Source organism: Streptomyces sp. NRRL B-24085 (genome assembly GCF_001282115.1).
GTDB lineage: Bacteria > Actinomycetota > Actinomycetes > Streptomycetales > Streptomycetaceae > Streptomyces.
The window spans coordinates 19,814-44,114 of record NZ_LJBR01000012.1; the positions used below are offsets into that span (position 1 = coordinate 19,814).

A 24,301-nucleotide genomic window follows, 5' to 3' on the forward strand; every position below is an offset into this window, starting at 1 on the left:
CGAGGAGAACAGACATGAACCTGAATCTGACCGGAAGGCGCGCCCTCGTCACCGGATCGAGTGCCGGCCTCGGTGAGGCCACCGCGAAGCTGCTGGCGGCGGAGGGAGCGACCGTCGTGGTGCACGGCCGGGACAAGGAGCGTGCGGACAGGGTCGCGGGCGAGATCCGGGAGGCCGGCGGGACGGCCACCACGGTCGTGGGCGACCTCGCCGACGACGACGCGGCAGCGGAGGTCGCCCGGGCGGTTTCCGCCGACGGCGCCGTCGACATCCTCGTCAACAACGCGGGTTTCTACCGCCACCTGTCGTGGACCGAGGCGAACCCCGACGAATGGCGGAACACCTACAACGTCAACGTCGTCTCCGGTGTCCGGATGATCCAGCACCTGGTCCCGGCGATGCGTGAGCGCGGCTGGGGCCGGGTCGTCACCATCGGCGGCGGTCTCGCCTCCCAGCCGATGAACACCCACCCGCAGTACAACGCCACCCTCGCCGCCCGGCACAACCTCGCCGTGTCCCTGGCCCGCGAACTCAAGGGCACCGGCGTCACCTCCAACGTGGTGTCGCCCGGAGCGATCCTCGTCGAGGCCACGAAGGAACTCGTCACGCAGATCGGCCCCGCCCGCGGCTGGGGCGACACCTGGGAGGAGATCCAGCCGAACGCCGTGAACGCCCTGATCCCCAACGACCAGGAACGCTTCGGCCGGCCCGACGAGATCGCCGCGGCCGTGGCGTATCTGTGCAGCGACTACGCCCAGTACGTCAGCGGAGCCACCATCCGCGTGGACGGCGGTCTCATCCGCTCCGCGTTCTGAACAGCCCCCGGGACCGGACGCCGACGGCTACCCGGCGGCGCCGTCCGGGCCGGCCGCGGGAGACCGGTGCAGGCCCGAGGTCCGGGTGACCGGACGGAGCATGTCGGCCAGGAGATCCGCCAGTTGGTCGTTGTCGGCCGAGGCGAGCGCGGTGGTGCCGACGACAGTGCGCAGCAACCACGTACCGGCGATCACGGCCAGTCCCAGCTGCGCCCGCACCTCCGCGTCGGAACCGTCGAGCAGACCGGCGAGCCGCGCTCCCACGTGGGTCTCGATGCCCTGCCGGACGATGTCCACCGCTTCCGGGTCCGCCGCCGACCGCAGCAACAACAGGAACGGGTCGAGCGGTTCGGCGCCGGGCGCCGTGCGCTCGGCCAGTGTGCGGGCGACGGAGTCCGCCAGGCCCGGCAGCTGGTCGCCGACCACCGTCGGCGGCGCGAAGGCACGCTCGACGGCCTCGGCGAACAGCCGGTCCTTCGAGCCGAAGTAGCGGTTGATCATCATCGCCGTCACCCCCGCCCGCTCGGCGATCTGTCGCACCCCGGCGCGGGCGTACCCGTGCTCGGTGAACTCGACGACCGCGGCAGCGAGGATCGCCTCGCGCGTCGCGGCGCCGTCGCGTCGGCGAACGGGATGTGCGGTACTCATGAGGTCGAGCATACGGGGGGCTCCCGTCCGGGTGGATGCCCTGGTGTCCCGCTGGGACACATGTCTGCCCACGGAGTCATATCCAGGTGTCGAGCCACATCCTGTCGTGCCAGTCGGCGTACGGGATCGTCTGCCCCGTGTAGACCGGGAAGAAGTAGATGAAGTTCCAGGCGATCAGCAGCACCACCACGCCCACGGCCACGGCACCTTGGACGCGCCGTCGGGCCTGCGCGCCCGGCGGACCCCCCAGGGCGCCCAGCATCGTCGCCACGGCCAGGCACAGGTACGGCACGAACACGACGGCGTAGAAGGAGAAGATCGTGCGGTCCTGGTAGAGGAACCAGGGCAGGTACCCGGCCCCCACTCCACACAGGACGGCACCGGCACCCCAGTCGCGCCGCAGGGCCCACCGGTACAGCAGATACACGAGCGCAGCGCATGCCGACCACCACAGTGCCGGCGTTCCGAGCGCGAGGATCGTCTGCGAACAGTCGACGGTCGTGCCGCACCCGTCCACCCCCGGCTTCGGCGACTCGTAGTGGAACAGCACAGGGCGGCCCAGAACCAGCCAACTCCAGGGGTTGGACTCGTACTTGTGGGGCGAGTGCAGCCCCACGTTGAATGTGTACACCGCGTGCTCGTAGTGCCACAGGCTCCGCAGCGGCGCCGGAATCCACGCCCATGGACCGCCGCGTCCCTCGGCCCAGTGCCGCCCGTAACCGTCGTCGGACAGGAACCAGCCCGTCCAGGTCGCCACATACGTCACGACGGCGACCGGGACGAGGGACACCAGCGACCAGCCGGCGTCCCGGCGCAGCACCGCGCGAAAGGGCCGGTACGCCCCCGCCACACGCCGGGCCCCGACGTCCCACAGCAGCGTCAGCACGACGAAGAAGGCGAGGAAGTACAGGCCGTTCCACTTGGTCGAGGCCGCGAGCCCGAGGAAGACGCCGGCCGCGAGCCGCCAGGGGCGCACGCCCGTTCCCGCGTGGTCACCGGTGGGCCCGTGCGGGCGCACCCGGCCGTCCCCGCTCACCGGAAGGGCCGCCGCGAGCCTGGCCCGCGCGGTGTCCCGGTCGATGAGCAGGCATCCGAACGCCGCCAGCACGAAGAACGACACGACGAGATCGAGCAGTGCGACGCGGCTCATCACCAACTGCAACCCGTCCATCGCCAGCAGCAGCCCCGCCAGACAGCCCAGCAGCGTCGAACGGAACAGCCGGCGCCCCGTGCGGCAGAGCATCAGCACCGACACCGTGCCGAGAACCGCCGTCATGAAACGCCAGCCGAACGGCGTGAGACCGAACATCCACTCACCCAGGGCGATCACCCACTTGCCCGTCGGCGGGTGCGCGACGAAGACCCCGCCGTCGGACAGGGGGATCACCTGAGGATGGGCCAGGATCTGCGGGTCGGCGATCTTCCGGTCCGGCCAGGTGCCCTCGTAGCCGAGCCGCAGCATGGCCCAGGCGTCCTTGGCGTAGTACGTCTCGTCGAACACCACGGCCCGTGGCTCGCCCAGCCGCCAGAAGCGCAGCACCCCGGCGAAGAGCGCCACCATCAGCGGTCCGCCCCACCCCGACCAGCGGGCCAGGCGAGCCGCCGACCTCGGGGACAGACCGAGGATCCGCCATGGCCACAGGGCGGGTTCGGGGAACGGCACCACCAGGCGGTCCCGCACGGACACGCGGGCACCTTCGACATGACCGAAGCGCCGCAGCCGTCGTTCCCAGGAACCCGGCTCGTGACTGGCCGGCACCTCGGGCCCGTCGACCGACGGGGAGGCGTTCTCACGTATCACGGGCATCAGCGCGTCGAGCCCGACCAGGTGGCCGCATAGGGCGTGTCGGAGATACGTGTCGGCACCGGGACCCCTGAGGCAGTGGCGCCGGAACGAACCGTCGACGGTGTCGGGACCGACTCGGCGGAAGTGACCGGACGGGGCTGCGGGCTGTTGGACACGCCCTGGGCGAACGCCCCCGTCAGGAACAGGAGTCCGACACCGGCACCGGCGAGGGTCAGCACCGACGCGGTGGCCATCCAGGCCTTCCGTATCCGCTGCCGGGCACGGACTCCGGCCCGCAGCCGGGCCCGGTGCCGTTCCTCGTAGGGGGCCTCCGTGTGACTGTCACGCATCATGCGTGCCAGTTCCTGCTCGAAGTGGTCCATGGCTCCTTCTTCACTCGACGGACTCGACGGACTCGACGGACTCGACCGGAGCGACCGACTCGGCGGACTCGGCGGACTCGGTCGGCTCGACCGACTCGGTCATCAGCCGTCGCAGCCGTGCGACACCCCTGGACGTGAGCGAACGGGCCGTCCCCACCGGGCACCCCAGCACCCGTGCCACCTGCCGCTCGGGCAGGTCCTGGTAGTACCGCAGCACCACCGCGGCCCGCTGCCGGGTCGGCAACAGCGCCAACACCGCCTCCAGCCGGGTCCGTTCGTCCACTACGGCGGCCTCGTCACCCACCCAGGGCGGGTCGGGCATCTCCTCCACCGGCTGCTCACCCCACCAGCGCCGCCGCGCGGAACGTGCCGCGGCGCGAACGAGCACCCGCCGCACATACGCCTCGGGCGCCTGCTCCGCCACCCTCGGCCAGGCGAACCACAGCTTGACCAGTGCCTCCTGGAGCAGATCCTCCGCCCGGTGCCGGTCGCCGCCGGTGAGCAGCCGCGCCAGATGGTGCAGGGCCGACCACCGGGCCGACACGAACCGGTCGAACTCGTCGGTCCGCAACCGCCCCATCGGAGCCGCCCCCTGTCCCTTGCCGCACATGCGCTCTTCCACCTACATCAAAGGCGCTGGGCCCTCCGCCGCTATGCGCTCCGAACACGTGGCGTGGATCACATGGCCCGCGGCGGGGGCAGGGAGGGTACTTCCGCCCGTGGATCCGTCGCCGGGCTGCCAGGGCATCATGGACAGAGCGGACGGGGAGAACATGTCCGTCGGTGCCCGGAGAGGACAGCATGAACGCACGGACCAGCGGCCGGCGGCCGTACCGCAACGACAGACGGGCGGAAGCGGCCGCGGGCACACGGGCAGCGATTCTCGATGCCGCTCTGAGCCTCTTCGTCGAGCACGGGTACGCGAAGGTCACGATCGGCGACATCGCGAGAAGAGCCGGAACCGCCGTGCCGACGGTGTACGCCAGCACCGGTGGCAAGGCCGCCATCATGACCGTCCTGATGAACCGGGGCGTGGACGACCCGGTCGTCGAGAAGACGCTGGACGAGGTCCGAGCCGCAACCGACGCCAGGGCGGCGATCGAGGCCATGGCCCATGGGGTGCGCCTGGACTACGAACGTCATCTGGAGATCATCCAGGTCATGATCACCGCGGCCGCCGTGGAGCGAGGTGTCGAGGAGGAACTGCACCGGGTCGCCGCCGTCTACCGCCGGGCGCTGGGGGTCCTGCCGGAACGTCTGGCGGAGCTGGGGGCGCTGCGCCCCGGGCTGAGTCACGAGCGGGCCACCGACATACTGTGGTTCCTGTTCGGGCTGCCGTCCTGGCGCCTGTTCGTGGCGGAGCGCGACTGGCCCTGGGACGAGACCGAGCGCTGGCTCGCGGAGCAGGCCGCCGCCGCGCTCCTCGCCGGGCCGGACGGTCACTGACGGGGGCCTCCCGAAGCGGTCCGGGCGGGAGGCGCAGGCCGCGAACGGTGCGAGGCACGGGCCGCGAACGGCTGGTAGTGCCGGGACGGTGAAACGGCGGCCAGTGACAGAACCGCCCGCAACCGCATGCAGCACGGCGGCCAGTGGCAGAGCCGCATGCAGCACGGAGGGCGACGCCGGACCGCGACACGGCGGGTGCTTTCCCCGCCGTGTCGGGCTGACGAGCGAGACGGAGGTCAGCCGAGCAGGCCGACCAGGTGCCCGGCGACCTCGCCGGGTGAGGGCATCGCCGCGATCTGCTCGGCCGCGCGGCGTGCGTTGTCCCGGTACTCCCCGTTGCCGAGCACCTCGTCCACCGCTGCCGCGACGGCCTCCGCCCCGGCGGGCGGCATGACGGCGACGCCGGTGCGCGAGCCCGCGACGGCACCCGCCTGGAGGAACTGGTCGGCACCCTGCGGTACGACGACCATCGGCAGGCCGCGCGAGAGCGTGCCCAGGGTGGTGCCCGCTCCGCCGTGGGTGACCACCAGGTCGATGCCGCCCAGCAGTTCGGCCAGCGGGGTGAAGCCGACGAACTCGACCTGGTCGAACCCGTCACCGTAGTCCGCGGCCGAGGCGGTCAGACCGAGGGTCACCACCAGGTCCGCCCTGGCGGACAGGGCGTCCACGATCGGGCGCAGCACCTCGGGTGCGGCGAAGTGCGTGCCGAAGGAGAGCAGCACCCTGGGCCGGGTGCCGCCGCCGACGGACGCCGTCTCGGCCGTGTCCGGTGTGTCGGGGCCGCGGTGGGCCTCCGGCCGGAGCGGCAGACGGCCCTCGGGTGCCTGCCAGTCCGGGCCGCGGAGCGCTTCGGGGCACGGGTCCAGGTACCAGGTGGGAGCGGGCGCGGTCAGGCCCCGCTCCTTGTAGCGGCGCTCGGCCACGGCGTCGAAGACGTCGGTGAACTGCGTGGGGATCAGCGGGCCGAACGCGAGCTTGGCGTAGGGGACTTGGAGAGCGGCCGCGACGAGCGGGCCCACGTAGTCGGTGGCCTCGGCGACGATCAGGTCCGGGCCGAACTCGCGCGCGGCGGCGATGGCCGCGTCCGCGGTCAGGTCGATCCGCGCTCCGGCGAACAACTCGGCGGCCACGGCGGGGTCGGGCACCGTCGGGTCGTCGACACCGGCCAGACGGGCCGCTTCCGCGAGGAGTTCGGGGATCTCGGGGCCGACCGGGAGCAGGGTGATGCCTTCGGCGGCGAACAGGGGCCCGAAGGACGCCGAGGTGATCACGGCGACGTCGTCGCCACGGTCACGGAAGGCGCGGGCGAGGGGCAGCTCCGGCAGCAGGTGGCCGTGCTGCGGAGTGCTCGAGAAGAGGATACGCATGCGAGGGAGTCTATGACATTCGATGAAGTGTGCCTCTATCGAATATGCCGAGTGGTCGACATGTGTGCCGCTACCCCGTTCGTCATCCGTCACCGGCTTGACGGGTGATGGGGCGGCTGCCATGATTACGTCACCGCTTCAACCGGTGACACAAAAGTGCGCAGGTCGGAGGCGTCACGGCCTTTCGATTCAGATGGGGAGCATCAGCCATGGCAGTCAGCTACACCGCCGTCGTCGACGTCGACGGAGAAGGCCGCAACGGCGGACACGTCCGCTCCTCCGACGGTCTGCTGGAGACGTCCCTCGCCCTCCCCAAGGAACTCGGCGGCTCCGGCACCGCGACCAACCCCGAGCAGCTCCTGGCCGCGGGCTGGGCCGCCTGCTTCCTCGGCGCCCTGCGCCGTGCGGCCACTACCCGCAGGATCCGGCTCACCAGCACGACCATCACCGCCGAGATAACACTCACCCACGGCGACGACGGCGAGTTCTCCCTCTCCGCGGTCCTCAACCCCGTCCTCGGCGGTGTCGACCAGGCCACCGCACAGGAACTCGCCGAGGCCGCGCACCAGATCTGCCCGTACTCCAAGGCCACACGCGACAACATCCCCGTCACCATCAACGCCTCCGCCGCCTGAGCGGCCCCTGACCGCGGGTCCCGTGTCCCCTGCGCGGGACCCGCACCCCCACCACCGATCGAAGAGCGAGGGCAGGACATGGCCGCCACGACGCACACCCACGTACGCATCGCCGCCCGACCTCGCTCGGATCGCGCCAGTGCCATCGGCGAACGGCAGCCCCGAGGCACGACGACACCTGGGGACCAGGACCGGCCGACCGACGCACAGGTGTGGAACTGGGCGGAGAGCGCGACCCTCTCCGGATACGGCCCGTCCGCCCTCGACTTCCTGTGAGCCGACGCCAGTCCGACGAACTACTCGAACAACGACCATCGAAAGTGAGACCACAGCCATGGACATGAAGCTCGAAGTCGTCATCCTGCCCGTCTCCGACGTGGACCGGGCCAAGGGTTTCTACGTGGAACAGCTCGGCTGGCGCCTCGACGCCGACTTCCCGATCAACGACGGGTACCGGATCGTGCAGGTGACCCCGCCCGGTTCCGCATGCTCGGTCATCTTCGGCGAGGGCCTCACCCAGCAGGAGGCGGGCACGCTGCACGGCCTTCAGCTGACCGTCACCGACATCCTCGACGCGCAGAAGGAGCTGACCTCCCGCGGTGTGGAGGTCTCCGGCCCGTTCCGCGACGAGACCGGCGCCTTCCACCACGCCGGCGACACCCACCGCGTGCCCGGCACACACCCCGAGCGGGCCAGCTACGGCACCTTCGCCGCCTTCAAGGACCCCGACGGCAACGAGTGGTTCCTCCAGGAGGTCACCGAGCGCGCCCCCGGCCGCTGAGCCCGTCCACCCCCTACCCGTCCACCCCCTACCCACCGGCAACCGGCCAGCGGAGGACACATGCCGACCGAGAACACCCACACGTACGACGTCATAGTGATCGGCGCGGGCCCGGTCGGCGAGAACGTCGCGGACCGCACCACCGCCGCAGGACTGAGCACCGTCCTCGTGGAAAGCGAACTGGCCGGCGGCGAGTGCTCCTACTGGGCCTGCGAACCCAGCAAGGCCCTGCTGCGCCCCGTCCTGCTGCGCGCCGACGCCGCGCACGTGCCGGGTCTGGCGGCCGCCGTCGAGAAGCCCCTGGACGTCGAGGCGGTCCTGGCCCACCGCGACCGTATGTCCGCCGACTGGAAGGACGACGGGCAGGTCGAGTGGATCAAGTCGGCGGGCATCGACTTCGTACGCGGCCACGGCCGGCTGGCGGGGGAGCGGGAGGTGTCCGTGTCGACCCCCGACGGCGACACCGTACGCCTGCGGGCCCGGCACGCGGTCGCCGTGTGCACCGGCAGCAACGCGGCCCTGCCCCCGCTCCCCGGCATCGAGGAACTGCGGCCCTGGACCAGCCGGGACGCGACCAGCGCCCGGCGGCCGCCGCAGCGCCTCGTCATCGTCGGAGCCGGAGTGGTGGGCGTCGAGATGGCCACCGCCTGGCAGGCCCTGGGCAGCAGGGTGACCCTGCTCGCCCGGGAGGACACACTGCTGCCGAAGCTGGAACCCTTCGCGGGCGAACTGGTCACCGAACGACTGCGGGAGGCCGGCGCGGACGTCCGGTTCGGTGTCTCCGTCACCGGCGCGGAGCGAACAGCAGACGATGAGGTCCGGGTCACGCTGTCGGACGGCGAGGTGCTCACCGCCGACGAGATCCTCTTCGCCACGGGCCGCGCCCCCCGCTCGCAGGACATCGGCCTCGGCACCGTCGGGCTGGAACCGGGGGACTGGCTCACGACCGACGACAGCCTCACCGTCACCGCCGTCCCCGGCAACTGGCTGTACGCCGTGGGCGACGTCAACCGACGGGCCCTGTTCACGCACCAGGGCAAGTACCAGGCCCGCGTCGCCGGAGCCGTGATCGCCGCCCGCGCCCGGGGCGAGCGGCTGGAGACCGGCCGCTGGGCGCCGCACAGCAGCACCGCCGACCTCGAGGCCGTCCCCGGCGTCGTCTTCACCGACCCCGAGATCGCCTCGGTGGGCCTGACCGTCCGCGAGGCGGAACGCACCGGACGGGACGTCGAGGTCGTCGACTACGACATCGGCCACCTAGCGGGCGCCGTCCAGTACCGCCCCGACTACCGGGGCCGGGCGCGCATCCTCATCGACCGGGACCGGCAGGTCGTCGTCGGCGCCACCTTCGTGGGACCGGGCGTCGCCGAGCTCCTGTACTCGGCCACCGTCGCCATCACCGGGGAGGTGCCGGTCGAGCGTCTGTGGCACGCCGTACCCGCCTTCCCCACCATCAGCGAGGTGTGGCTGCGCCTGCTGGAAACGAGGAGGGACTCATGACCACCGCACGCGACCTCACCCTGGTCGTACTCGGCCTGCCCGCCGAGCGGCCCGTGGCACAGGGCGACCTGTCCCTCGCGCTCGCCGGCGCGGAGGCCGTCGACCTCCTGGGGAGCGGGGCGCTGACCCTGGACGGCGACCGCATGCTGCCGGGCCCGCCGGCCCCGACCGGTGACCGTCTGCTGGACGAGGCGTCGGCCTCGCTCTCCCGGAGGGAGCCGTACGACACGGTCGCCGAGTGGCTGTGGCGGCGCGGCGCAGAACTCGCCGCGTCCTACGCGGTCGATCTGGAGAGGGACGGGCTCGTCGTCCACCCGCGGGGCCACTTCGGGTTCCGGTCCGCCCACACCGTCCTGGTCGACTCACCGGCTCGCCGCGCGGCGGAGGAACGCAGGGCGGCGGGCGAGCCGGTGCTCGTCGCGCTGCTGGCGGCCGCGGGCATCGAAGCGGAGCCGGACGAGACCGCCGAAACCCTCACCGGTGACGCGGTCACCGCCGTGCTGGCCGCGGTCGGTGACGCGGTGGCACAGTTGGAGGCCATACGGCTTCGGCGGGACGTGGAGAACGCGGCGTTCGACAACGTATGGCGGGCGTAGGCACCACCGACGAGCACACCGTGGGGCGTACTCGGCAGGTTTCACGGCCTCCTGTCGCACCCGGCACACGATCGACCGATGTCGGTGTCAGTCGGAGTCCCTCTCGACCAAGGTGTACATCACGGACCGCTGCTGCTTGTGGCGCCGGATCCGGCCCTTGGCGACCAGCGACTCCAGGGTGTTGCGCACCACCTGCGGGGTGGGGTTGCGGTCCGGGTGCTTCTCCAGGAGTTCGTCCCGCAACTCCTTCGCCAGACGCGGTTCCTCGTACTGGCCGAGCAGTTCCGTCAACAGGTCTCCGAGCAGCGGCTGGTGCGACTTCCCCTTCGCACCGGCCTTCGCCGTGGTGGCGGCCGTGGTGGACTTGCCCGGCGCGGCACGTCGAGCGGAGGCTCCAGCGCGTTTCTGACTCGCCTTCGCGGCGGCCGGCTCGTCCTGCACCTGCTCGGGCAGACGGGACGAGTCCGCGAAACCCTCGTACCGCTCGGCGAGGTTGAGAATGTCCGAGAGCAGGGCCTCTTCCTGCTTCAGGACGGTGATCCGCTCCTCCAGCTCCTTCTGTCGCCGACGGTTCTCCTCCAGGTCCGACGCGGCTTGAGCTACGTACCGCGATCGGAGCGTGGCGGCTGACTGGCTGGTCACAACCGTTCACTCCCTCGATTGAATGACGTTGCGCATGGTACCCACGCTCCAGGGGCCCGTGCGGACAAGTGTCACCGCCGGATGGTTCGTCCGGCCTGCCCGTTTCTCACGATAGGCGCTGACGCACCCGCACGCGGTGCCCTTCGTTCGTACTGCCCGGTAAGTGTGTCGCAGAACCGCCGCCATGGCGATCCCCCGAACTGATCGATGTGTGACGGCGGTGTTGTCACGGCGGACGCACGGAACCCGACAGGACCGTGCCGCCGGTTCACATGTGACCGGGATGTGTTGCGGACCCCCACTGGGACGACGGACGGGAAAACGAGCGCGGGCGCCCCGGGGAAGGGGGCGCCCGCACGGAGGGGTGGGAGGGCAGGACCCTCCCGACGGCTCAGCCGCGTACCGTCACCGGAGGAGTGTTGTATCCCTCCGCCCGCAACCTCGGCCGGTCCGACGGCAGGGCGGACGCGGGCCACGACAGCGTGACCGTCCGGGTCTCGCCGGGCAGGAGCCACAGGTAGTTGTCGTCGTAGAGGGTCGGCAACACCCGGGTGCCGTCCTCGTCCAGCAGGGAGAGCCGGACCATCGCCGCGACCTCGGACCCGCGGTTGCGGACCGTGGCGGTCGCCGTACGCCTCTCCCCGTCACGCGACACCTTCGTGAGGGAGGCGGACAGCTTGGCCTGCTGGACCTGGTTGAGGGCGCGCAGGGCCTCGGGCGTGCGGCAGCGCCAGTACGTGTTGCGCGACCGGACCTTCCCGGTCGCGTCCGTGAGGGTCAGCCGCAGCAGGTGCAGATCCGGCAGGTCCTCCGCGGGTGCCGCGGTGAACGCCGGGACCGAGGCGGCGGGCTCCACGTCCACCCGAGCGGTCCGCGTGCCGGCGATCCGGCGGCCGGACAGGTCGTACGTCTCCGCCCTGACCGTGGCCCCCTTGAGCGCCTTACGGGTGTGGTTGACCGCGATGACCTGCCACTTCACCGGGTCCGCCTGGACGTGCAGGGGCTCGCAGGCGCTCCGGCAGCCGAAGTAGGCGCCGTTGACGTCGAAGTCGTAGTCGTACGTCTGCCAGACCGTGCTGTGCCAGGCCGGGTGGGACATCCACAGCATCAGACCGCTGGCGTTGTCCCACAGGTTGGCGTTCCACGCCTCGAACATGGCACGGAAGTTCTCGTAGTTGACGAACTGCGCCTTGCGCGTGAAGTCGTCCAGGTCGCGGGCGGTGCCGAGGCGCTTCTCGATGGCCGCCTTGTAGTTCTGCGGGGCCTGGTTGCCGCGCTCGCTCCAGTCGTGGAGGTACCAGGCGCCCCCGATGGGCCACTCGGGCCCGTCCTCGCCGACCATCGCGCGGGTGCTGGCGGCGGTGGACACCACGGGCATGCCGATCTCGGTGTGGAACCCGAAGTCCTTGCTGCCGTACGTCGACGGGTCGAAGTAGCGCTCCGGCTCGACCCAGCCGTAGGGGCCGCCGCCGGTGACGATGCCGCCGGCGGAGTTGTTCTGGTAGAGCACGCCGGGCACCTGGCTCTCGACCGCCTTGCGCATGCCCTCGTCCACGGCGGCCGGCGGGTTGCCCTCGTTGGCGCCGCACCACACCGCCACGCTCGGGTGGATGCGGTAGCGCAGCACGGTGTCGCGGGCCGTGGACACGAACGCCTCGTGGTCCGGCGGGTCCATGCCCCAGGCGTTGGGGAAGTCGTTCCACACCAGGATGCCGTGGGCGTCGCAGGCGGCGTAGAACTCCTCGCGGTTGCTGCTGCCGACCCAGTTGCGGATCATCGTGAAGTTCATGGCCCGGTGCATGCGCACCGCCGCGTCCATCCGCTCGGCGGGCATCCGGCGCAGCAGCTCGTCCCAGCCCCAGTTGCCGCCGCGCACCAGCACCCGGACACCGTTGACGCTGATCTTCAGGGGGTCGGGGGTGTTGGTGACGGTGGTGACATCGGTCCAGGTGTCGCCGTCGTCGGAGACCTGAATGGTGTACGTCTTCGGGTACGCCTGCTCCCAGACGACAGCCACCCGGTCGAAACGCCGGCCGGCGCCCAGGTCGACCTGGAGCCACTGGTTGTCCTCGTAGGCGGAGGACCACCGGGTGCCGGGATCGCCGTCGGTGGCGTGGACCGCCAGGTGGCCGTCCGCCTCGCTGGAGGCCCGCGCGTCCCGGTGCAGTGCCAGGTCAGTGCCCGGCTCCGCGCTGTCGATGACGGCGAGGGACCACAGGGAGTTGCCCCAGCTCGTGTTGCGCACGCCGCAGAACAGCCGGACGTAACGAGCCGTACGGGCCTCGAAGTCGGTCACCCGCAGGCTGGCGTCACCGCTGTTGAAGGGCAGCGGCACGGCCGTGTTGTCCACGGACGCGGCGTCCGTCCACTGGTCGCCGTCCGCGGAGACCTGCACGACGAAGGTCCGCGCGTAGGCCTGCTCCCAGACCAGGTCGACCCGGTCGAAGGACTGCACCGAGCCGAGGTCGACGCGGATCCACTGGTCGTCGGCGAAGGCGGAGGACCAGCGGGTGTCCGGGTCGCCGTCGGTGGCGTTGGCGGCCGCGTGGCCGTCCTCGTCGGTGGTGGAGGCCTCGGCCGGGGCGTGCAGCGCGAGGTCGGTGCCGGGGCGCGCGCTGTCGAACACCGACAGGGCCCACAGTGAACTGCCCCAGCCGGTGGCCCGGGTCAGGCAGCGCACGCGGACGTGCCGGGCGCGCTGGTCGCCGAGCTGGACGGTCTGGGTGTACGCGTCGGAGGACGGGGTGAACTTCAGCGGGGTGTCGTACTCGTAGCCGAACTGCCGTATGCCGAAACGGGTGGTGCGCCGGTCGCTCTCGGAGCCACCGCTGCGGGCGACCAGGGTGAGCTCGTGCAGGGTGGGCTCGCCCAGACCGTTGGGCCACCACAGGTCGGGATTCTTCACCCGCAGCGCCCCGAACGCGTCGGGAGTGAAGATGACATCGATGTCTTTCCCCGCCGGGACGGTGACCGTGCGCGAGACGCGGACGTCGCCGAAAGCGGCGGAGACGGTGGCCTCGTGGTCGGTCGTGTCGGCGTTGCGCACCGGCACCGTGAGGGTGAGCTCGGCGACCGACAGGTCCGGCAGCTTGGGCAGCACGGTGTCCACACGCGGGTCGCCGATGACGATGTGCCCGGTCGATCTCAGCCGTACGTGGTTCCAGATGCCGGCCGCCCGGTCCCGGACCGCGGGCATCCAGTCCCATCCCGAAGAGGCGAGGTACGTCGGCGAGTTGAGGTTCATCGTGTTGGCTCCGGCGTCCACCCAGGCCTCGCCCGCCGGGCCCTTGTCGCCGGGGCTGCCGGGCACCGGCATGGGGGAGACGCGCACGGCGAGCGCGTTGCCGCCCTCGACGGCCAGCAGGCCGGTGATGTCGTGGGCGGAGCGGGCGAAGGGGAACGTCACCTCGCCCACTCCGTGTCCGTTGAGCCAGATCTCGGCCTTGTGGTTGACGCCGTCGAACTCCAGCCAGACATGCCGCCCGCTGCCGGTGCGCAGGCCGCGGGGCAGGTCGAAGTCCCGCCGGTACCACCAGGAGTGCCGGGACAGCGCCTCGGGGATGCGCAGGTTGTTCAACCCCGCGACCGGGTCGGGCAGGTGACCCTGGTCGACCAGGGTGCCGAGGACGGTGCCGGGCACGGTCGCGGGCAGCCAGCGGCTGGTGTCGGTGCCGGTCCGCGACAGGGCCGGGCCGTCGCCGTCCGCCCAGTCGTCCATCGTGAGCGTCCAGCCCGACTCCAGCGGCACCGTGCCGTCGGCGGCGACCGTGAGCCGGGGCGTGTCGTGGCGGTGGGTGCCCCAGTCGGTCCAGCCGGTGGCCCTCGGGCGGTGGCCCGGGGCGGTGCCGTACACCGCGAAGCCGTTGAGGCCGAGCGGGTTGTCGCTGGAGCGCCGGCGGGCCGTCATCCGTACCCAGCGCGCCGTGACGGGGACCGACAGCGGGATGTCCACCACGCCGCCGGTGCCGGCCGTGGTGCGGTAGACGCTGCTCCAGGATTCGTGGTCGCGGGACGTCTCGACGACGAACTCCCTGGCGTAGCTGGAGAGGATCTCCTTGCCGGTGGTGCCCGACCGGGGGTTGCCCTCGGTCGGCGGGGTGAACACCGGGTCGCTCGCGTCGGCTTCGAAGGTCAGCCGTACGCGGTCGACGCGGCAGTCCGCCTGCAGATCGACCTCGATCCACTGCGGGTCGCCCGCCTCGGCCCGCCAGCCGGTGCCGCGCACCCCGGGGCCGGGGAGCGCGTCCACCGCGAACTCGGCGGGAGTGGGTGCGTAGGCCTGCGAGGAGACCCGGACCGGGCGGTAGGCGGCGAGCTCACCCGGCGCGGCGGAGGCGGTGGTACCGGTGGCGTCGGCGGTTCGGGGAGCGGCTTCGGCAGCCGGTGCGAGGACCGTGCCGAGGCCGAACCCGGCCAGCAGCGTCGAGCCGGTCGCGACGAGAGTGCGTCGGGAGGGGTGTCGCGGACACGCCTGTTCGACCATGTGTAGTCGTCCAATCACAACGGGTGAGAGAGGATGGTGCGGGTCGTCGACTGCGGGGGTCTCCCCTCGCTCTGACAACGTTGCCATAGGCTGTGGCGGCGGACACGTCCCTGTCAAGACCTGTGACGACATGTGGGGCATTCGCCTCGGTCGCGCCCGAGTGCGAGACATGTGCAGGTGTGCGTCCGCGGCCTCGGGCGGGTGACGGGTCCGCCACAATGTGTCTCCGTGGTGGGCTTGTCATGTGGGTGGCCCCGGGTGTGGACTACGGGAAGGCGTGGCCCGGGCGCGGGGCCGGATGTCAGGGGGTGACGTCTGTCCTGCCGAGGTGCTCCCGGCGCAGTTCGGGTTCGAGTGGCCGGCGGCACGCCGATGTGCCAGCGCACGATGTTTGACGTCGCTGGTCAGCGGGTCCTCGTCCCGTAGGGCGGCGAGTCACCGTGGGGTGTTCTCATCCGATCTCCGCCCGAGGAGTTTGCGGAGACCGTTTACGGGGTGACACGTATCCGCGGACGGGGGCGTGAGGTGTGCCGGGGCCGGGGAGCCTGGAAGTAACCGGTTGGAAAGGTTGCGACAGCGGTTCGCGTGCCTCGCTCTCGGCCCACCGAAACGCATCGGGCCCAGCGCACCGGTGGTGCGCTGGGCCCAAGTGACTCCGTCGCCGGAAGGTCAGCGGGCGGCCGTGGCCGGCGCAGACTTCTTCCGGGCGCGGTACGCGGCAGCCTTGATCTTGTTGCCGCAGGACTCCATGCCGCACCACTGGCGTCGCATGCCGCGGGAGCGGTCGATGTAGACCCGGGTGCACTCGGGGTTCCCGCACTCCTTCATCAGGGGCACGTCGGGGCCGCTGAGCAGCTCGACGGCCTGTCGGGCGACGGTGGCGAGAGCCTGCTCGGGCGTCGCGTCGGTGTGCCGGCCCGACAGGGTGAGCTGCGGGGTCGCGGGCGCCTTGCGCGCGGCCGCGTTGAGCACGGCGAGCGCCTCCCGGTCGAACTCCTCGCCGAGCCGGCGGTCGGTGACGAGCCGGTAGACGGCCTCGCGCACGGTCGTGGCTTCCTGGACGTCCTCCTCCTTCCCAGGAGTGATGGCGTCCACCAGCCCGGACTCCAGGTACCAGGCGTTCAGGCGCTCCGGCGTCACGAACATCTCGAACCGGGTCGAGCGTCGGGCCCGGAGCGTGGCCGCGAAGTCGAGAGCCGGGTGCCCGCATACGAAGACATGGTCAAGATTCACATCACCATTTTGACAGGTGACTTATGTGGAACGCAAGAACCGTCACCCCTCCAACCGGTTCCCGGAACGGCAGCGTGTCCGTGATCGTACGACATCTGACCCGATGGGCCTGGTCAGAGTAGTTGAGGGCGGTGTTCGACGAGGGCGGGTCCTCCTTCTCCCTGATGACCGGCTCCGGGGGTCAGGCGTAGTTCGCGGCCCTGCCAGCGGCGGCGCAGCCAGCGGTCGTGGCTCGCGACGACGATCGCGCCGAGGCCCGGACCCAGGGCGGCCTCCAGTTCGTCGCACAGGGCGGGGGAGAGGTGGTTGGTGGGCTCGTCGAGGAGGAGGAGCCGCGGCGGGCAGGCCACCAGGAGGGCCAGCGCGAGGCGCCGGCGCTGGCCCACGGACAGGTGGCCGACCGGCTTGTCCAGATCCGCCTCGTGCATCAGGCCGAGCGAGTTCAGCGGCACTTCCTCGGCCCGCCGGGTGCCCAGCGCCTGCTCGTAGGTGTCGCGGACGGTGCGGTCGGGCCGCTCGAACGCGGTGTCCTGCGTGAGCAGTCCCACCGTCAGCCCGCGCCTCCGGTGGACCCCGCCCTCGGCCGGGAGATGTCCGGCGAGTACGGCGAGGAGCGTCGACTTGCCCGCCCCGTTGCCGCCTGTGACCAGCAGCCGGTCGACCGGTGAGATCTCCAGGCCGCTCACCGAGAGCCGCCCGGGGACCCATACGTCACGCAGCCAGACCAGGGGACCGCCGTCCTCCTCGCTGCGCGCGGCCAGTTCCCCGGCGGCGAACCGCAGCGGGCGCGGCGGCTCGGCGACTCGGGTGCGTTCCAGCTCCTCCAGGCGCCGGGCGGCGTTGCGGACCCGGCGGGAGATCTGGCTCTGCACCCGGCCCGCCCGGTGGCCGTAGCCCATCTTCTCGTTGTCGGTAGGGCCTCGGTCCGGCGCGACCCGGTGTGCGGTCACACCCGCCGTCTGCCGCAGCTGCGTCAGCTCCTCCTGCTCCTCGGCGTACCGGCGCTCCCAGCGGTCCCGTTCGGCGCGCTTCTGTGCCAGGTAGGCGCTGTAGCCGCCGCCGTAGCGGACCGGGCCGTCGACCGCCGGGTCGAGGTCGATCAGGTCTGTGCAGACGGCGTCGAGGAAGGCCCGGTCGTGGCTGGCGGCGACCACGGTGCCGGGCAGCTCGCGGAGCTGCACCTCCAGGAAGGCGGCGGCTCCGTCGTCGAGGTGGTTGGTCGGCTCGTCCAGCAGCAGCGCCGAGGGCCGCCGTACGAGCAGGGCGGCCAGGGCGAGGCGGCCGCGCTGCCCGCCGGAGAGCGAGCCGAGCGTGCGGTCGTGACCGAGCGCGCCGAGGCCCAGGCCGTCCAGCACCAGGGCGGCGCGTCGGTCGGCGTCCCAGGACTCGCGGTGCTGGGCCTGTTCCAGGCGCCTGCCGTAGGCGTCGAGGAGCTCCTGATGGGCCGGGTCGTCCTCGGGGACGTGGGAGAGTTCCGCGCCGAGCCGGTCCAGCTCGGCGAGGTCCTCGCGGGCCTCGCGCAGTGCCTCGTCCAGCACTGCGGCGATGGTGGCGTCGGCGTCGTAGGGCATCTCCTGGTGGAGGAAACCCAGATCGGCGGGGCGGGTGACGCTGCCCGCGTCCGGGACGTCCACGCCGGCGAGGACGCGCAGCAGGGTGGACTTGCCGACGCCGTTCTCGCCGATCAGGCCGATGCGCCGGCCGGGGGCGGCGGTCAGGGAGATGCCGTCGAGGACGCGGCGGTCGCCGAGGGTGCGGACGAGGTCGTGGGCGAGCAGCGCGGGCTGCGGGGCGTGCTGGGGCATGGGGAACCGTCCGACGTGTTCGGTGTTCGGCCCGCGGGGCGTCTCGCCTCGGGCACGGGCCATGTCACACGTCGGCGGTTCACACCTCGGGGGCTCCCGTCTCGGTGAGGGTGCCGTCGGCCAGCCGCAGCCAGCGGTTCACACCGATCTCGGCGAGGAACCGCTCGTCGTGGCTGACCACCATGAAGGCGCCCTGGTAGGAGTTGAGCGCGCCCTCCAACTGGGCGGCGCTTACCAGGTCGAGGTTGTTGGTCGGCTCGTCGAGCAGCAGCAGGTGCGGGGCCGGTTCGGCGCACAGCACGCAGGCCAGGGTGGCGCGCAGGCGTTCGCCGCCGGAGAGCACGCCGACCGGCAGGTGGGCGCGGGCGCCCCGGAAGAGGAAGCGGGCGAGGAGGTTCATGCGCTCCGCCTCGGGCCGCTCGGGGGCGAACGCGGCGAAGTTCTCCGCGACCGTGCGGTCCGGGTCCAGCAGGTCGAGGCGCTGCGAGAGGTAGGCGATCCGGCCGTCGTTGCGCTTGATCTCCCCGCCTTCCGGCGCGAGGTCACCGGTGACCAGCCGCATCAGGGTGGTCTTTCCGGCGCCGTTGGGGCCGGTCAGCGCGATGCGCTCGGGGCCGCGGACGGTCAGATCGATGCCGCCCGGGGCGAACACCTGCCTGTCCCCGAGGCGGGCCTGCATGCCCTCGCCGATGAAGAGGTTCCGCCCGGCGGGTACCTGGGTGTCGGGCAGTTCCAGCGTGAGGCGCTGCTCGTCGCGCAGCGCGCGTCCGGCCTCGTCCAGGCGTGCCTTGGCCTCGCTGACGCGGGAGGCGTGCATCGTGCCGGACTTGCCCGCGGCCTCCTGCGCGCCGCGTTTCATGTTGCCGGCGAAGATCTTGGGAAGGCCGGCGTTCTTGAGGTTCTTGGAGGCGTTGCTCATCCGGCGCTCGGCGCGTTCCCGGGCCTGCTGCATCTCCCGCTTCTCCCGCTTCAGCTCCTGCTCGGCGTTGCGGACGTTCTTCTCGGCGACCTCCTGCTCGGCCCGCACGGCTTCCTCGTACTCGGTGAAGTTGCCGCCGTAGAAGCGGAGTTCGTCGCTGCCCAGCTCGGCGATGCGGTCCATGCGGTCGAGCAGCGCGCGGTCATGGCTGACCAGCAGCAGGCAGCCGGTGAAGTCCGAGAGCACGGCGTAGAGCTTGTGCCGGGCCTCGGTGTCGAGGTTGTTGGTGGGTTCGTCGAGCAGCAGGACGTCGGGGCGCCTGAGCAGCTGGGCGGCGAGGCCGAGGGAGACGACCTGGCCGCCGCTGAGCGTGCGCAGACTGCGGTCCAGGCTCAGGTCGGCCAGGCCCAGGCGGTCGAGCTGGGCGCGGGTGCGCTCCTCGATGTCCCAGTCGTCGCCGATGGTGGCGAAGTGCTTCTCGTCGACGTCCCCGGACTCCACGGCGTCCAGGGCGCGGATCACGTCGGCGATTCCCAGCACCTCGGCGACGGTGAGATCACCGGTCAGGGGCAGGCTCTGCGGGAGGTAGCCGAGGGTGCCGCCCACGCTCAAGGAGCCGGTGGCGGGCTTGAGTTCACCGGCGAGCAGTTTGAGCAGGGTGGACTTGCCGGAGCCGTTGGGGGCGACCAGGCCGGTGCGGCCACCGGCCACGGTGAAGGACAGGTCCTGGAAGACCGGGGTGTCGTCGGGCCAGGCGAAGGAGAGGTTCGAGCAGACGATCGCGGTGTCGGACATGGAGGCGACCTCGAAAGGACGGAGGGCAGAGCTGGTACCGCTGCCCTGGGCAGACGTGGGAAAAGGGGACGACGAAACGGACCACCTCGGCAGCGCTCCTGAGCGCCGGCCGGTGGCCGTCAGATCCGGATCTCACCCGGAGATGTCGTCTTCACCCACCACGTCTGTGACTCCTCGATCGACGGTCAATGTCTCCACAAGCCTAACAGCCGACCCTCCGACCGGTCGACGGGTTTTGCCCTGGGGCGACCGCATACGTGTGCGCGAATGCCCCTGCCGTTTGACAGTCCTGTCGGCGCATGCCAGCATCGTCACCAGTTGAACCGGTGACGACGTCGAGTCTGCTCGACAGGGGTCACATGTGCCGGAAGGAGCGCACACCATGGTGGACAAGCCGAAACCGAGGACCGGGGGCGCACCGGTGGGGCGGCGGGCGATGCTGGGCATGCTCGGGGCGGGTGTGACCGGGCTCGCCGCCGCGCCCTACCTCCAGCGGGGCTGGGAGGGGTTCCTGGCCAAGGCCTCGGAAGTCGACGCGACGGGCCTGACTGGACTGCTGCCCAATCCGGGCGGCTTCCGCTACTACAGCGTCGTCGGCTCGGTCCCGCACAAGGACGAGACGAACTACGCGCTCACCGTCGGCGGACTGGTGGAGCGCCTGAAGACGTACACCCTCGACCAGTTGCGCGCGATGCCGCAGACCCGGGTCGTCCACGACGTCCTGTGCACCGACGGATGGCGCGTGGACGACACGCCCTTCGAGGGGGTGAGACTCGCGGACATCCTCGACGACGCCGGTGTGCGCTCCTCGGGTGCCGCGATCCGGTTCACCTGCTTCGACGGCGCCTACAGCGAGAGCCTCACCCTGGAACAGGCGCGCCGCTCGGACGTCCTGGTGGCGCTGAACATGCAGGACAAGCCCATCACCCACGCGCACGGCGGCCCGGTCCGCCTCTACGTGGCACCCATGTACTTCTACAAGTCGGCCAAGTGGCTGTCCGGCATCTCGGTCACCGACAAGGTCGTTCCCGGCTACTGGGAGGAGCGCGGTTATTCGGTCGACGGCTGGCTCGACGGGGCGGACCGGCGCAGCGACGCGGCCTGAACACCCGGGCCACGTACGCCGGTTCAGCACCGCCGAGCGGATGGTCCACCGGGCCACCGGTTACCTGATGCTCCTCTGCCTGGTCACCGCCGCCTGCCTCTACCTCGGACCGCTGGCCCAACTCGTCGGACGGCGGCACCTGATGGTCACCGTCCACGAGTGGTCCGGCATCACGCTGCCCGTGCCCTTCCTGCTCGGGCTCCTCTCACCCGCCTTCCGGGCGGACCTGCGCCGCCTCAACCGCTTCGCGGTGTACGACCGCCAGTGGCTGCGCGCCGTCCGCAGACGCCGCACCTCGCCCGAGGCGCGCCCCGCCGGCAAGTTCAACGCGGGGCAGAAGCTCTACGCGGGCTGGATCGCCGGCGCCGTGCTGGTGATGATGTTCACCGGCCTGCTGATGTGGTTCATGGGCCTGCTGCCCTTCCTCTCCCGCACCAGCGCGATCTTCGTCCACGACGTCCTGGCCTGGGCGATCACCTTCGTCCTCCTCGGCCACATGCGCAAGGCGTTCGAGGACCCCGAGGCGCGGCTGGGAATGCGCACCGGATACGTCAGCCGGTCATGGGCCGAGCGGCACCACTCGCGGTGGCTGCGCGAAGAACAGGTGGATGACGGCACCGCCGACACGGCTGACCGTCGGATGACCTAACGCGTCCGCGACAGGGCGCGGCCGGCAGTCGTGGACACGGACCGTCAACTGACTGTCGTCGTCGCAGAGGGCTCCTGCGAGCCTGGGGCCAGGTCGATAGCCGCCAGGCCCACTCGACCACCCAATTTCGCTACATTTCCTCTCGTCACCGCTTCAACCGGTGATACAGTCCGGTCAGTTCCTGGCCCGCCCGTGTGCCCCGCACATGTGTCGCCCGTGGCCGGACACCCCCTACTTCTCCGATGGGAAACCCATGAGACGACTTCTGACTGTCCTCGCGGCCGGTGTTCCACTGGCTGCGGCGGTGCATCTGCCCACCGCCTCGGCGGAGACCGAGGACGCCTCCGCCACCACCGTCTCCACCTGCTCGGCGCCCGCCGTGAAGGCTCCGGCCGGCACCGCGGTGGAGTCCGTGACGGCGGTCAGCCGGGAGGGCGGCACCATCGCCGGTACCGGGGTCCTCGGCGGTTCGGTCTCCGGCGTACCCGCCTACTGCGAGGTCACGGTCACCCTCACCCACCCCGGGGACGACGACCACGCCACGGTGCGGACCTGGCTCCCCGCCACCGGCTGGAACGGCCGCTTCCAGGGCCTCGGCGGCGCCGCCTACCTCGCCGGCGACAACAACGTCGGCCTGGGCACCGCGGTCAAGAGCGGCTACGCCGCCGTCAGCACCGACGCCGGCGTCGGCGACGCCCTCGACACGAGCTGGGCCCTGAACAGCACAGGACAGGTCGACACCGCCCTGCTGAAGAACTTCGCCTCCCGCTCCCAGCACGAGGCAGCGGTCGTCGGCAAGGAGGTCGTCGACGCGGTCTACGGCAGGCGTCCGTCGTACTCCTACTTCACCGGCTGCTCCACCGGGGGGCGCCAGGGCTACATGGAGGCGCAGCGCCACCCCGACGACTACGACGGCGTCCTCGCCGACGCGCCCGCCGTCAACTGGGACGAGTTCGAGGTCGCCACCCTCTGGCCCCAGGTCGTCATGAACAACGAGAAGACCTACCCGTCCCGGTGTGAGTTCACCGCCTTCACCAACGCCGCCGTCAAGGCCTGCGACTCCCTCGACGGCGTCAAGGACGGCCTGGTCGGCGACGCCTCCCGGTGCGACTTCGACCCACGCCGGCTCATCGGCACCAAGGTCCTGTGCGAGGGCGAGGAGCTGACCATCACGGCGGCCGACGCCACCGTCGTACGCAAGATCTGGGACGGACCGCGCACCGCCTCCGGCAGGAAACTCTGGTACGGCGTCCCCGTCGGCGCCGACATCTGGGCCCTGGCCGCGCACACCGACCCCGACGCCGACGGGAACGTCGTCGGTTCGCCCTTCCCGGTTCCCGCCGCCTGGCTCGGGCTCTGGGTGGCGAAGGACCCGTCCCTCGACCTCTCCACGATCACCTACAGCCGGTTCACGCAGCTGTTCCAGCAGTCCCGGACCGAGTACGACAAGGTCATCGGCACCGACGACCCGGACCTGTCAGGCTTCCGCAAGTCCGGTGGCAAGCTCCTCACTTGGCACGGCGAAGCCGATCAGTACATCCCCACCCAGGGCACCGTGCAGTACCGCCAGAAGGTCGAGCGGGAGCTGGGCGGCACCAAGAAGGTCGACGACTTCTACCGTCTCTTCCTCGCCCCGGGCACCGACCACTGCGGTCTCAACGGTGCCGACGGCTTCACGGACGGCCTCGCCGCGCTGACCGCCTGGGTCGAGCACGGCAAGGCCCCCAAGACCCTGCCGGCCACCCTGGTCGACGCCCAGGGCCAGAACGTCTCCCGCGACCTGTGCGGCTACCCGCAGGTGTCCCGCTACCAGGGCCACGGCGACCCGGCCGTCGCGTCCAGCTTCAAGTGCGTTGCCCCGTCCCGGCACTGACCGGGCGAACGACGACCGACTGACCTGAGAAAGGCCGGACCATCATGAGCCCCCAGACATCGGCCCCCGCCCCCGCGGCGGCCACCGACGAACGCTCCTCGCTGCTGAGGCTGTACCTGAGCCGCGGTGTCCTGGCCCTCGCCTGGGCCCTGGCGTTCGCCGGAGCACACGAGGACGTCGACGCCGTGGCGATCACACTCCTGGTCGCCTACCCGCTGATCGACGCCGTGTCCTCGCTGCTCGACCACCGGGCCACCCCGAACGGTTCCGAGCGCCGGGTGCTGGCGTTCAACGGGGTGCTCAGCGCGCTCGCCGCCCCAGCGCTCGGTATCGCCGGTGCCGGGGGTGTGGCGCCCGTGCTCCACGTGTTCGGCGCCTGGGCGCTCGTCTCCGGAGCAGCCCAGGTGCTCGTCGGACTGCGGCGGCGAGGTCCCGAACTGGGCAAGCAGTGGCCGACCCTGATCTCGGGCGGACTGTCCTTCCTCGTCGGCATCACCTACAACATCCAGGCCGCGGGCGACAACCCCTCGCTCGACGTGCTGTCGGTGTACGCCACGGGCGGCGGCGTGTGGTTCATCCTCCAGGCACTGCTCCTGGGCTGGAAGTCCCGCCGACTCCGCACCCGGACCACGTGACCTGCTCCCACCCCGCCACATCGCCCCGCGGCCGTCTCGGTCGCGGGGCGATGTGCGTTCGGGGCCATCGGCGTGCGCCGGCCGCCTGTCTCAGGGGGCGCGAGTGAGGCTGGACCGGCGGACCATGAGTGGCTGTCCGCGCCGTTCACCGTGCGCCGGCAGACACATGGGCGGGGGGGGGGCAGGCCGATGCGCACCTGAGAGG

The 24,301-nt window shown here is 71.4% G+C and carries 21 protein-coding genes; 11 read left to right on the top strand and 10 right to left on the bottom strand.

Annotated features, from left to right (window positions below; all coding sequences use genetic code 11):
* Positions 1–14: 14 nt before the first annotated feature.
* Positions 15–815, top strand: a complete 801-nt coding sequence (locus AOJ26_RS01495; protein WP_053846305.1) for an SDR family NAD(P)-dependent oxidoreductase — start codon at positions 15–17, stop codon at positions 813–815.
* Positions 816–842: 27 nt separating this feature from the next.
* Here the strand turns inward: AOJ26_RS01495 and AOJ26_RS01500 are convergent, their stop codons facing one another.
* The 4 genes from AOJ26_RS01500 to AOJ26_RS01515 all read right to left on the bottom strand — a co-directional run bounded on the left by AOJ26_RS01500 (position 843) and on the right by AOJ26_RS01515 (position 4,212).
* Positions 843–1,463 carry a TetR/AcrR family transcriptional regulator gene (locus AOJ26_RS01500; RefSeq protein ID WP_053846321.1) on the bottom strand — a complete coding sequence of 207 codons (621 nt, stop codon included), beginning with the start codon at positions 1,461–1,463 and terminating at the stop codon, positions 843–845.
* A 76-nt stretch (positions 1,464–1,539) separates the two neighbouring features.
* Positions 1,540–3,270, bottom strand: a complete 1,731-nt coding sequence (locus AOJ26_RS01505) for a dolichyl-phosphate-mannose--protein mannosyltransferase (protein ID WP_078959692.1) — start codon at positions 3,268–3,270, stop codon at positions 1,540–1,542.
* Complete coding sequence (locus AOJ26_RS01510; protein ID WP_053846306.1) at positions 3,270–3,632, bottom strand: hypothetical protein; 363 nt, start codon at positions 3,630–3,632, stop codon at positions 3,270–3,272. Before AOJ26_RS01510 ends, AOJ26_RS01505 begins: the two co-directional genes overlap by 1 nt.
* 10 nt (positions 3,633–3,642) lie before the next feature.
* On the bottom strand, positions 3,643–4,212 hold the full coding sequence (locus AOJ26_RS01515; RefSeq protein WP_078959693.1) for a SigE family RNA polymerase sigma factor: 570 nt from the start codon (positions 4,210–4,212) through the stop codon (positions 3,643–3,645).
* Positions 4,213–4,433: 221 nt separating this feature from the next.
* Between AOJ26_RS01515 and AOJ26_RS01520 the strand changes: the two genes are divergently transcribed.
* Complete coding sequence (locus tag AOJ26_RS01520) at positions 4,434–5,078, top strand: TetR/AcrR family transcriptional regulator (RefSeq protein WP_053846307.1); 645 nt, start codon at positions 4,434–4,436, stop codon at positions 5,076–5,078.
* A gap of 236 nt (positions 5,079–5,314) precedes the next feature.
* Here AOJ26_RS01520 and AOJ26_RS01525 read toward each other — a convergent pair whose 3' ends face one another.
* Positions 5,315–6,445, bottom strand: coding sequence for a glycosyltransferase (locus AOJ26_RS01525; RefSeq protein WP_053846308.1), 1,131 nt, complete (start codon positions 6,443–6,445; stop codon positions 5,315–5,317).
* 209 nt (positions 6,446–6,654) lie between these two features.
* Between AOJ26_RS01525 and AOJ26_RS01530 the strand changes: the two genes are divergently transcribed.
* From AOJ26_RS01530 to AOJ26_RS01550, 5 genes are all read left to right on the top strand, one after another.
* Entirely contained in the window at positions 6,655–7,080 is a 426-nt protein-coding gene (locus tag AOJ26_RS01530; RefSeq protein WP_053846309.1) for an Ohr family peroxiredoxin, read from the top strand.
* A 78-nt stretch (positions 7,081–7,158) separates the two neighbouring features.
* The gene (locus tag AOJ26_RS01535; RefSeq protein WP_053846310.1) at positions 7,159–7,356 is read left to right on the top strand and encodes a hypothetical protein; all 198 of its coding nucleotides are present in this window, start codon (positions 7,159–7,161) and stop codon (positions 7,354–7,356) included.
* A gap of 58 nt (positions 7,357–7,414) precedes the next feature.
* On the top strand, positions 7,415–7,861 hold the full coding sequence (locus AOJ26_RS01540; protein ID WP_053846311.1) for a VOC family protein: 447 nt from the start codon (positions 7,415–7,417) through the stop codon (positions 7,859–7,861).
* Between the two features lie 60 nt (positions 7,862–7,921).
* Positions 7,922–9,361, top strand: a complete 1,440-nt coding sequence (locus AOJ26_RS01545) for a dihydrolipoyl dehydrogenase family protein (RefSeq protein WP_053846312.1) — start codon at positions 7,922–7,924, stop codon at positions 9,359–9,361.
* Positions 9,358–9,957 carry a GPP34 family phosphoprotein gene (locus tag AOJ26_RS01550; RefSeq protein WP_053846313.1) on the top strand — a complete coding sequence of 200 codons (600 nt, stop codon included), beginning with the start codon at positions 9,358–9,360 and terminating at the stop codon, positions 9,955–9,957. Before AOJ26_RS01545 ends, AOJ26_RS01550 begins: the two co-directional genes overlap by 4 nt.
* Positions 9,958–10,044: 87 nt before the next feature.
* Here the strand turns inward: AOJ26_RS01550 and AOJ26_RS01555 are convergent, their stop codons facing one another.
* The 5 genes from AOJ26_RS01555 to abc-f form a co-directional block, all read right to left on the bottom strand.
* Entirely contained in the window at positions 10,045–10,599 is a 555-nt protein-coding gene (locus tag AOJ26_RS01555; protein ID WP_053846314.1) for a hypothetical protein, read from the bottom strand.
* Positions 10,600–10,990: 391 nt separating this feature from the next.
* Positions 10,991–15,082 (bottom strand): discoidin domain-containing protein, encoded by a 4,092-nt coding sequence (locus tag AOJ26_RS01560; RefSeq protein WP_053846315.1) that lies wholly within the window; start codon positions 15,080–15,082, stop codon positions 10,991–10,993.
* Positions 15,083–15,751: 669 nt separating this feature from the next.
* On the bottom strand, positions 15,752–16,315 hold the full coding sequence (locus tag AOJ26_RS01565; protein ID WP_053846316.1) for a CGNR zinc finger domain-containing protein: 564 nt from the start codon (positions 16,313–16,315) through the stop codon (positions 15,752–15,754).
* A gap of 113 nt (positions 16,316–16,428) precedes the next feature.
* Positions 16,429–18,120, bottom strand: coding sequence for an ABC-F family ATP-binding cassette domain-containing protein (locus AOJ26_RS01570; protein WP_053846323.1), 1,692 nt, complete (start codon positions 18,118–18,120; stop codon positions 16,429–16,431).
* A gap of 79 nt (positions 18,121–18,199) precedes the next feature.
* Complete coding sequence (abc-f, locus tag AOJ26_RS01575) at positions 18,200–19,834, bottom strand: ribosomal protection-like ABC-F family protein (protein ID WP_053846317.1); 1,635 nt, start codon at positions 19,832–19,834, stop codon at positions 18,200–18,202.
* A gap of 382 nt (positions 19,835–20,216) precedes the next feature.
* Here abc-f and AOJ26_RS01580 point away from each other — a divergent pair, with 382 nt between their 5' ends.
* The 4 genes from AOJ26_RS01580 (at position 20,217) to AOJ26_RS01595 (ending at position 24,096) form a co-directional block, all read left to right on the top strand.
* The gene (locus tag AOJ26_RS01580; protein WP_199828825.1) at positions 20,217–20,939 is read left to right on the top strand and encodes a molybdopterin-dependent oxidoreductase; all 723 of its coding nucleotides are present in this window, start codon (positions 20,217–20,219) and stop codon (positions 20,937–20,939) included.
* Positions 20,887–21,588: a cytochrome b/b6 domain-containing protein gene (locus AOJ26_RS01585; RefSeq protein WP_078959694.1), complete on the top strand. Its 702-nt coding sequence runs from the start codon at positions 20,887–20,889 to the stop codon at positions 21,586–21,588. Before AOJ26_RS01580 ends, AOJ26_RS01585 begins: the two co-directional genes overlap by 53 nt.
* Positions 21,589–21,841: 253 nt before the next feature.
* Complete coding sequence (locus AOJ26_RS01590) at positions 21,842–23,461, top strand: tannase/feruloyl esterase family alpha/beta hydrolase (protein WP_053846319.1); 1,620 nt, start codon at positions 21,842–21,844, stop codon at positions 23,459–23,461.
* Positions 23,462–23,505: 44 nt separating this feature from the next.
* A complete protein-coding gene (locus tag AOJ26_RS01595) occupies positions 23,506–24,096 on the top strand; it encodes a DUF308 domain-containing protein (RefSeq protein ID WP_053846320.1) in 591 nt (196 codons plus the stop codon).
* Positions 24,097–24,301: the final 205 nt, after the last annotated feature.